Annotated in this window: 5 protein-coding genes; 2 read left to right on the top strand and 3 right to left on the bottom strand. The window is 53.9% G+C overall.

What is annotated here, in order from left to right:
* Positions 1-1587 precede the first annotated feature (1587 nt).
* Entirely contained in the window at positions 1588-2943 is a 1356-nt protein-coding gene (gene rpoN, locus LQZ21_RS14570) for an RNA polymerase factor sigma-54 (protein ID WP_411045306.1), read from the top strand.
* A gap of 32 nt (positions 2944-2975) precedes the next feature.
* The gene (gene hpf / locus LQZ21_RS14575; RefSeq protein ID WP_411045307.1) at positions 2976-3266 is read left to right on the top strand and encodes a ribosome hibernation-promoting factor, HPF/YfiA family; all 291 of its coding nucleotides are present in this window, start codon (positions 2976-2978) and stop codon (positions 3264-3266) included.
* A gap of 176 nt (positions 3267-3442) precedes the next feature.
* On the opposite strand, the gene LQZ21_RS14580 is transcribed toward hpf, so the two are convergent.
* The 3 genes from LQZ21_RS14580 to LQZ21_RS14590 all read right to left on the bottom strand — a co-directional run bounded on the left by LQZ21_RS14580 (position 3443) and on the right by LQZ21_RS14590 (position 8215).
* Positions 3443-3655 carry a hypothetical protein gene (locus LQZ21_RS14580; protein WP_411045308.1) on the bottom strand — a complete coding sequence of 71 codons (213 nt, stop codon included), beginning with the start codon at positions 3653-3655 and terminating at the stop codon, positions 3443-3445.
* Positions 3656-3985: 330 nt separating this feature from the next.
* Entirely contained in the window at positions 3986-5956 is a 1971-nt protein-coding gene (uvrC, locus tag LQZ21_RS14585) for an excinuclease ABC subunit UvrC (protein WP_411045309.1), read from the bottom strand.
* A gap of 282 nt (positions 5957-6238) precedes the next feature.
* Positions 6239-8215 carry a hypothetical protein gene (locus LQZ21_RS14590; RefSeq protein ID WP_411045310.1) on the bottom strand — a complete coding sequence of 659 codons (1977 nt, stop codon included), beginning with the start codon at positions 8213-8215 and terminating at the stop codon, positions 6239-6241.
* Between the last annotated feature and the right edge of the window lie 651 nt (positions 8216-8866).

The raw sequence follows: 8866 nt of genomic DNA on the forward strand, positions 1-8866 counted from the left end.
GCTTGATAGGGGTCCACCGCATCGCCGTAGATCCGGTGCCCGTATACAATCTCGGTACTACCGTCATCGGCGGAGGTGGGGCACCCCGTCAGAGTGATCAGCGCCGCTAAAAACAGCGCCACACTTCCAAAAATTAGGCTCTTTTTCAACATAAAGCCCTCCTGTATTTATAGTCATCCGGTCATACCAACCGAATGGCGGAAGCGCCCCGAAGGGCGCTTCCAAATAAAAAGAGGACTATACGCATTGAAAATCCACCCCGGATGGGGTATCATAACGATGCGTTTAGCAAATCCCCGGCAGCAGTGTGCGTTCCGGCAAGAAAGTCACTGCGCCGGGGTCCTCTTTTTAGGGACACCGTAAAGGAGCCTGTCCGAATCCCGGGCTGCTCCCAGCTCTCTAAAACCCAGTATTACCTGGCATATCCATACTCCCGGCGGCCATTCGGCCGCTGCCCTGTCCCAAGCCCCGTACCAATACGGGGACAAAAACCCATCAAAAAACACTTTCTTTTAAAAAAAGCACTTCTTTGCCCCTACATGGCACGGTTCTTGCTGGGGGGGCAAGAAAATTAAAATTGACGAATACATAATTGAGTACAGGGAACAGAAATTGGCTGCTGTCAAATAATGGCTGTTACCGATCATTGCTTCTTCCTTTTGTTTTTTTACCGGCTTTTGCCGGGCCCTTCTCAGTTATAAATCCATACTCATTATTATATCACATTTAGGTCCAAAAATCTCGTTTTTTTGAAAAAAATTTAAAAAAAATGCAAAAAAACGATCTTTTAAATTTTCCTAAATTTTTTCCTTGCCATTTATTACGTTTTTATGTCTTTATTATACTTATAATAACATATTATGATATTTAATACTATATAATACTATTTTTTACTATTTACTATCATATATCGCAAAAACTCAATACCAACTCCAAATCACGGCGTCAGCGGAACGCTTGACGCCCCGAGGACCCGCCCCCCTGCGCCAGGTAACTCCAAGCCAATTTTCGGCTTTTACCCAGTTTCAAAAGCCCCTCAGCAACACCCTCATCCCAACCCCCAGATCACGGCGTCAGCGGAACGCCTGACGCCCGAGGACCAGCCCCCCCCTCGCGTCAGGGGTATCCCGGGTAATTCTCGGCTTTTACCCGGGATACCCCTGAGAAAATGCCGGTACGTGGGACCCGGTGACTGGGGTCGGACCGGGGGCATACCCCGCCCTGTTTCATTACACCCGAAAAAGCATGCGGGAGCATGTTGACGCAAATCGTTAGCACGGTGTAGGCCCGATAAAGGCCATGGTGAAGGATAAGGCTTCAGGCCGCGCGACCCACACACCGGTTCAAACGGCTAAGCCGATAACAGTTTAGTTAAGTACAAAAAGGCGTAGATCCCGATGAATTTGTCGTCAATCTGAAACAGGGCGGGGTATGCCCCCGGTCCGACCCCCGACAAATTCCCCCCGTACCGGGAGACTCCCAGAGGTATCCCGGGTAAAAGTAACGCCAATACCCTGGTTTTTCCGTTGAATGTTTCTTGACAAAGTGCCTTTATCGAATAATAGTTAATTATTGAGGTACTTATCCGTGCAGCTACAGCGAGCCGTATTCTTCCTGGACCAAAATCTCAAAATGAACCCCCAGGTCTATCAGTCTATCAAACTGATGGAGATGCCGGTTATGGAATTGCGGGGAAAAATCGAGGAAGAGCTGGACCGGAACCCCGCTTTAGAGATCCTGGAAGACAAAACAACGGTTTCTTTGGACCTTGCCAGCCCCCGGAAGGAGGAGTATGATTATTTTGAAGGCACCTCTGATTCGGGGTATGTCCGCCGGGGAGGGGACGAGGCCACCGAGGAACAGCATAAATTTATCGAAGGCGCCCTTTCCCGGCCCGAAACCCTCCAGGAACATCTGCTCGGGCAGCTTCAGCTCCAGCCCATTGACGAGCAATCCCGCCAAATCGGGGAACTCCTCATCCAAAATTTAAATAAAGACGGTTTTCATAAGGAACCGGTGGATATTCTCTTAAAAAACCAGGACCCCAAGCGGATTCAGCGGGTTTTAAAGCTCATCCAAGGCCTGGACCCCCCCGGAACCTGTACCATGGATTACCTCGAATCCCTCCGGGTGCAGGCTGCCCTTCTGCCCGATGCCCCCGAAGGGATAGAGGAAGTGTTGGACTACCTGGAACTCCTGGAAAAGGGTAAAATTTCGGAGGTGGCCAAAAAAACAGGCCGGACCGAGGAGGAGATCCGCGTTATCTTTGACCGGATCCGGGAGCTGTCCCCCTTTCCGGGCCGGCAGTTTGTCAACAATGACACCCGCTATGTGGTTCCCGATATACAGGTGCTGAGAAAAGACGGGGAATTCGTCATTATTCTTAATGACGAGGAAATTCCGGTCCTGGGGATAAACCCTTTTTTCATGAAAATTTCCGATAAAAAACATGGGGAAAAACCGGTTCGGGATTTTGCCCGGGAAAATATCAAGGAGGCCCGCTGGTTCATTCAATCGATAAACCTGCGGAACCATACCCTCCTGCGGGTAACCCGGGCCATTGTGGAATTTCAACGGGCCTTTTTTACCTATGGGCCCAAACATATCATCCCCCTCACCCTGAAGGATATAGCCCAGGAACTGTCGATCCACGAAACCACGGTTTCCCGTACCGCCAACGGCAAATACCTGCAGACCGAATGGGGCCTCTTTGAGCTCCGTTATTTTTTCACCAATTCCATAAGCGGTTCCGGATCCGGTGGTTCCCGGTATTCAAAGGAGGGAGTAAAAGAAACCATCAAAGAATTGATAACCACAGAGGCCCGGCATTTTTCGGATCAGGAAATAGCGGACCTGCTGTCCAAACGGGGAATCTCCATTGCCCGGCGTACTGTATCAAAGTACCGTAGCGAACTGGATTTGAGTTCATCCTATGGCCGATGAACCGATAATACCTGATGTATTAGGAGGTTACTATGAATTTTGATGTCAAAGCTGTCCATTTTACCTTGCAGGAGGATACCAGAGAATATCTGGCGCGAAAGGTAGGCCGAATTCACAATGCGGAAAAAATGATCATCGACCTTAAATTTACCTTTACCAAGGACAAGGACTTTGCCGCCGAGGCTACGGTTAACTTCCGCTGGGGTGTTTCTGTTCATTTAAAAGAAAATGACTTTGATCTTAATCCGGCCATCGATAAACTTATCGATAAGCTGGAGGCCAAGATCATAAAGGAAAAAGAAAAGGTTTCCGAAAAACGCTAATTTTTACCGATTCATGAGCTTTTCCCAAGACCCGCTTGGTTTTGGGAAGGCTCACCGACCACTATTTTAGCCTCAGGCCCTGCCGGACTGTGATTTTGCCCCGGTTCGAGGAAAGAAATACGGATAAAACCATGAACCATGCAAACCTCACGAACAAAGGAGAGCAGAAAGTTGGGTTACCGGATGTTCTGAGCCAAAAGCCGTACTTTTTCGATATCCAGATCCGCAGTTTCCGCGGTTTCTTCTATACCCCAGCCCTTTTTTAGCAGATTTTGGGCTACTTCTTCCCGGCCTTCTTCCCGGCCTTCTTCTCTGCCCAGCGCCAGCCATTTGGGGATAAATCCCTCTTCCATCAGCACTTCTTCAAACGTTATACTGCCATCTCCCATCTGTACCACCTCCTGAAACGGTCTCGGATTCGCGTGAAATATCGCGTCAAAATAGGCGTCCAACGCCGTCTCTTTTCCCCTTCCAGGGGAGAGTGTAGGCGAATTCCGGCGTTGCTTCAAGTCAATACGGTGTCAGCAATGCTCAATTCAACAAAGGACAGGAAAAAAACCACGAACCACACAAACCTCACGAACAAAGGAGAGAATTCAGGTAGTAATTCCAGGATATCGAAGTAAAAGCTCCTGATTAATTATTCCCCTGTTCGTGGTGTTCGAGTGGTTCGTGGTTAAAATTTCTTAGATGCCGGGTTAGGTAGGATAAGCCGGGTATCAGGGGGAGTAGTCGGGGGCGGCGGCTTCGGCGGCGAGGGATACGCCGGAGTTGGGGTTGGTTTCGCGGTAAGGGGCGGCGGCCCTTCCCCGGCTCAGGCGCTTGCGGGCCGCTTCCTGGTCCTCCAGGGCCAGTTTGGCTGCTGCCCGGACCGCTTTGGCCGCGGCAAGGGCGATCCCGCATTGTTCCGCCAGGTCTTCCGCGGAGGAGGCGGCTATGGCGGGGAGGTTCTGGTAGACCTTCATAATGGCGGCGGCCCGTTTGGGGCCTATGCCCTCCACGGATTCCAACACCGGGAAAAAGAGGTCCTTGGACCGGAGCCGCTGGTTAAAGGAGGTGGCAAAGCGGTGGGTTTCGTCCCGGACAAACTGGAGCACCTTCAGGGCCTCGGAACGTTTTGAAAGCCGTATCGGCTCCCGGGCATGGGGGAGCCAGAGTTCCTCGTCCCGCTTGGCCAGGCCCACCACGTCGCTGTCCATGCCCAACTCGTCAAAGACCCCCCGGGCGGCGTTTACCTGGCCGATACCTCCATCGATAAGAATCAGGTCGGGCAGCTCCTTTCCCTCCCTGATAAGCCGGCTATACCGGCGGTGAACCGCTTCCCGCATGGCGGCAAAGTCGTCCACCACCCCTACCACGGTACGGAGCTTGAAATAGCGGTAGTTTTTCCGGTCCGGGACCCCGTTTTTAAAGGAAATCAGGGAGGCCACGGGGTGTTTGCCGTCCAACTGGGCAATGTCAAAGCCCTCGATCCGTTCGGGCCGGACCTTGAGCCCCAGGACCTGCACCAGCTCGTCCAGGGCAGGCCCCGCCCCCCGTTCCTTGAGCCGCTGTCGGAGGTCCTCCTGGGCGTTTTGCCGGGCCATGGCCAGGATAGCCCGGTGGCGGCGTTCCTCCCCGGAGCTATTCCCGTCGGGGCAGTACAATTCAGGGGCATGACCGAACTGTTCCGCAAACCAGCGGTGGAGGCCGGAAAAATCCCGGCTCCCGCCGGCCAGGTAAATCCGGGGCGGCGGGGGACGATCCGGGACATAGTAGGCGGCGATAAAGGTCTCCAGGGATTCCTCCTCTTCCGCGGCGGAACGGGTGCGGAACAGATCCCGCCCGGTCATCTTCCCCCCCCGCATGGAGAAGACCGTAAAGGTGGTCAGGACCCCCTCGGCAGCCCAGGCGATATAATCCCGGCCTTCGCCGTCAAAGTCCACCACGGAGTTTTCCGCCGCAAGCTCCCCGATGGCGGTGATGGCGTCCCTGAGCTGGACCGCCCGCTCAAAGCGCTGCTCCCCCGCGGCCCGGTGCATCGCTTCCGTAAGTTCCATGATGAGGGATTCGGTTTCCCCGGCGAGGAGTTTCCGGACCCGTTCCACATGGCGGCCGTAGGTTTCGATATCGATCCGGCCGCAGCAGGGGGCCTCGCAGCGGCCGATGTGGTAATACATGCAGGGGGCGGCCCGCTTGCGGAAGGGGGCGTGCCTGCCGTTCCGGGAAGAACCGCATTTCCGCAGGGGAAAAAGCTTGTCGACCAGTTCCAGCATGGTATCCACGGCGCTTACATTGGGAAAGGGCCCGAAGTAACGGGAACCGTCCTCCAAAATATGGCGGGTCCGGAAAATCCGGGGGAAATCTTCGGCGGTGATCCGGATCACGGGATAGGTTTTGCCGTCCTTGAGGTTGATGTTGTACTTGGGGCTGTGCTGTTTGACCAGGGTATTTTCCAGGAGCAGGGCCTCGTATTCGTTGGCGGTGAGGATGGTTTCTATGCTTCTGACATGGGCGATGAGGGTTGCGGTCTTAATGTCTTTTTCGCCGGAAAAGTAAGAGGTCAGCCGGTTCCGCAGGATCCGGGCCTTTCCCACATAGATGATCCGGTTTTCCTCGTCCCGCATGATATACACCCCCGGCTCCAGGGGGGCGTCATGGGTAGCGGCCTTGAGGGAAGCAATATTTTCAGAGGACCCTTTTGTTTTCATACCCGCTTTTTTTAGTATACTAAAAAAATGAAGGATAAAATAGTGACCACAGGTTAACCCGTACCGGCGAAGCCCGGCATGGGCTAAACTGCGGGTGCCGGGGGAGGGAAGAGGCCTCCAGCCGAATTGGGGGGGGGTACGGGCCGGTTGCGGTGATGATACCATTTATAAGGCCGCCAAAACCAGGGTTTTGAGCGGCCTCTTGATGGGTTCTAAGCCGGTTTGGTAACCGGGCGGGTTGCCGGTTACATCCCGGCTAGCAGGTACTGGGTACCTAGTGGATTAGGTGCCCTCTGCCGCGACGGTGCTGTCAATCAATACATCAGCGCCGGCGGTTGCTGATGCGGTAAAACCTCCTGCATTTGTACCGCCCAGCAAGACCAGGACGTTGTTGTCATTTTTAAAATCTTCTTTTGCAAAGGAGGTAATAATGACTATGGCTTTGCCGCCAATTTTCGGATTGGTGACTCCGGTAATCGCGGCGCCGGTGGTTCCCGCGCCCACCACCACCTTACTGGTTGTTCCATTGGTGAATGACAGTTTTGCGGGATCTGCCCCGGATTTTAGTAGTATCGCGCCCAGCGGGGTCGTGTTGGTACCGCCAAGGGTAATCGTTGTAGCTGCCCCAATAGTAAGGGCATTGCCCGATCCCAGCGCCTGGGTGATGGTCGCGCCTGCAGCGCTGGCTTTCAGGCCAATAGCATCGCCGGTCGCAGTAATGGTCGCACCGGCAGCCGCGCTCAGAATGGTCAGTACACCGGGGTCCGGGGCGTCACCTACCGCTTCCCATGCGCCGGTGATGGTGGTCGCGCCTGCGGTTATGCTGCCCGCACCGGCGATTTTCCCGACACTGGTAGTAGAATCTGTTGCCAATACCAGGTTTCCGGTAGCCGCAATGGTAACCTGCCCGTCATAGGTAAGGGTCTTTCCCGCGCCAATGACAAGGGTCTTCGCTGCGGGGATGTTGAGGCCCTGATCCTCCGGAACGGTGAAATCATCGATGGTAACGGAATCGGCGGCCAGCGCGGTAACGATAACCTGTCCCGGGAAGTTGATACCGTTGATGGAACCGCCCTGAGCCACCCTAAGCTCGGAAGGAGCGGAGAGCGCAGGGGTGGGAGCATAGGGGGTGAAACCATCGGCGGTCAAGGACCCTTGTATCGTCGAAGTCCTGAGGCTGTAAATTTGGTCGACCTCTACGATGCCAGCCGGCGCGATCTCAAGGCCGATGCCGTTTGCAGAATCAACGGCGGTTCCGATCGATCCGGTGGTTTCGAAAACCCCGCTGCTGCTCACGATGAGATCTTCCAAGGAGGGGAAGGACACGGCATCGGCATCAAAGGGACTGTTCACCGTCAGCTTCTTAACCTTGCTATAGGTCGCGAACGGTGCGGCCAGGGTACCTGACACGGTAAGGTCCGTAATTCTCGCTAACAGGGCGTCGCTTGCGGTAAAATGACCCTTCACGTCAAGTTTGGTAACACTGAGGAGGTCTTCGTCCGTGATAAATCTCAGGCCCGCAGGAACGATGAGTTCAGTCTCCGTCTCCGTCAGCGCGTTTATCGGGTCCGTTATGGTTAAGCGGCGGACCGCGGTGGTCTGGGGCTGGATCTTCGTCAGGTCGCTGGGTTTGATCGCCTTGGTAAGACTGTCGATGGTAACCTGGCCATGGGGAACCCAGGTAAGGGCTTCTTCCACATCCACCAAAGCGTCGGCAGGCCCGGTTATGTTCAGGTGGCCGCCGGCGAATACGAGCCGGGACGTCCCGAAGATCTCCTCGTTATAGGGAGAACCGTTGACGGCCGACGGCCCGTCCACCGTCAGGGTGCCGTTGATAACCTGAATTTGGCCGGTGGGGGTAACCAACACTTCATTGGTGCGATAGAGCGCCTCCAGGTTGCCCCCGCCTTCCACGATCAGCTTCCCCTCGACCCTCAGGCTGGGAGAACCGACGGCTACTGTCGCGAAAAGGACCACGGTCTTGTCCGCCGGTATCACATTAAGGACATCGAGGTCAGCAGCACTATTGGAATAGGCGATTTCATTGGTCCCAGAATCGCCGACAACACCGATGACCTTGAAATCGTCATTCGCTAAGGCGGCGAGGAGGTCGTCTTCAGTGGATACCTCAATGTCCACTAACCAGTCCCCGATCTGTATCGAGGTAGTCCCTTCGCTGTCCGTAGCCTGGCTGCAGCCAATAACCAGGAACGTTGCGGATAGTACCGCAATAAGTCCGAAAATAAGACCCTTTTTCATAGAGTCCTCCTTAAAATATATCGCCCGGAATAAAATTCCGGGCGTCTCCGGCGTCATACGACGCCGGAGCTTAAAAAGAGGACTTATGCATTGTAATAATTGCCCGATTGGACTATATTTACCCTGCATAAGTGCATACCCCGGTGGCAGCACTATCTTTGCTAGGGACGCGCTGCCCCGGGGTCCCTCTTTTCTAGAGCCCCGATATAGAGTGCGGCTTGGCAAGGCGCCGGGCCGCTATGCTTTTTTTGTTAAAAAACTACACTAATAATTATATCACACTTTGATCCAAAAATCTTGTTTTTTTGAAAAAAATTTAAAAAAAATGCAAAAAAACGTCAAAATTCGGCGCCTGACGCCAAATTCACCGCAAACATGGCATCCGGCCTGGTACCATGGGCCTTAAAGAGAATATAACCGCAAAGACACAATAGTAAGAAATTTACCACAAAGGCGCAGAAGGCGAAGAAGGGAATAATTAAGAGAAGGAAGAATGGCCCATTTTTCATTCTTAATCCTGGTGACTAACATTCTTGACCGCAGTTTAGGCTTGGGGGGCAAGCCCGGCGGGGAATTACGCCCCGCTCACGGCTCTGGAATTCCCCGCGGTAACAGACCGGTCACGGGCTGTGGACGCGGACTCTACAGGTT

The organism is Treponema sp. TIM-1 (genome assembly GCF_046533115.1).
GTDB lineage: Bacteria > Spirochaetota > Spirochaetia > Treponematales > Breznakiellaceae > JAIRMO01.

Excerpts from the sequence above, each read along its gene's own strand:
- LQZ21_RS14580 (WP_411045308.1), bottom strand. The coding sequence starts at position 3,655 with ATGGGAGATGGCAGTATAACGTTTGAAGAAGTGCTGATGGAAGAGGGA.
- LQZ21_RS14590 (WP_411045310.1), bottom strand. The coding sequence starts at position 8,215 with ATGAAAAAGGGTCTTATTTTCGGACTTATTGCGGTACTATCCGCAACG.
- hpf (WP_411045307.1), top strand. The coding sequence starts at position 2,976 with ATGAATTTTGATGTCAAAGCTGTCCATTTTACCTTGCAGGAGGATACC.
- uvrC (WP_411045309.1), bottom strand. The coding sequence starts at position 5,956 with ATGAAAACAAAAGGGTCCTCTGAAAATATTGCTTCCCTCAAGGCCGCT.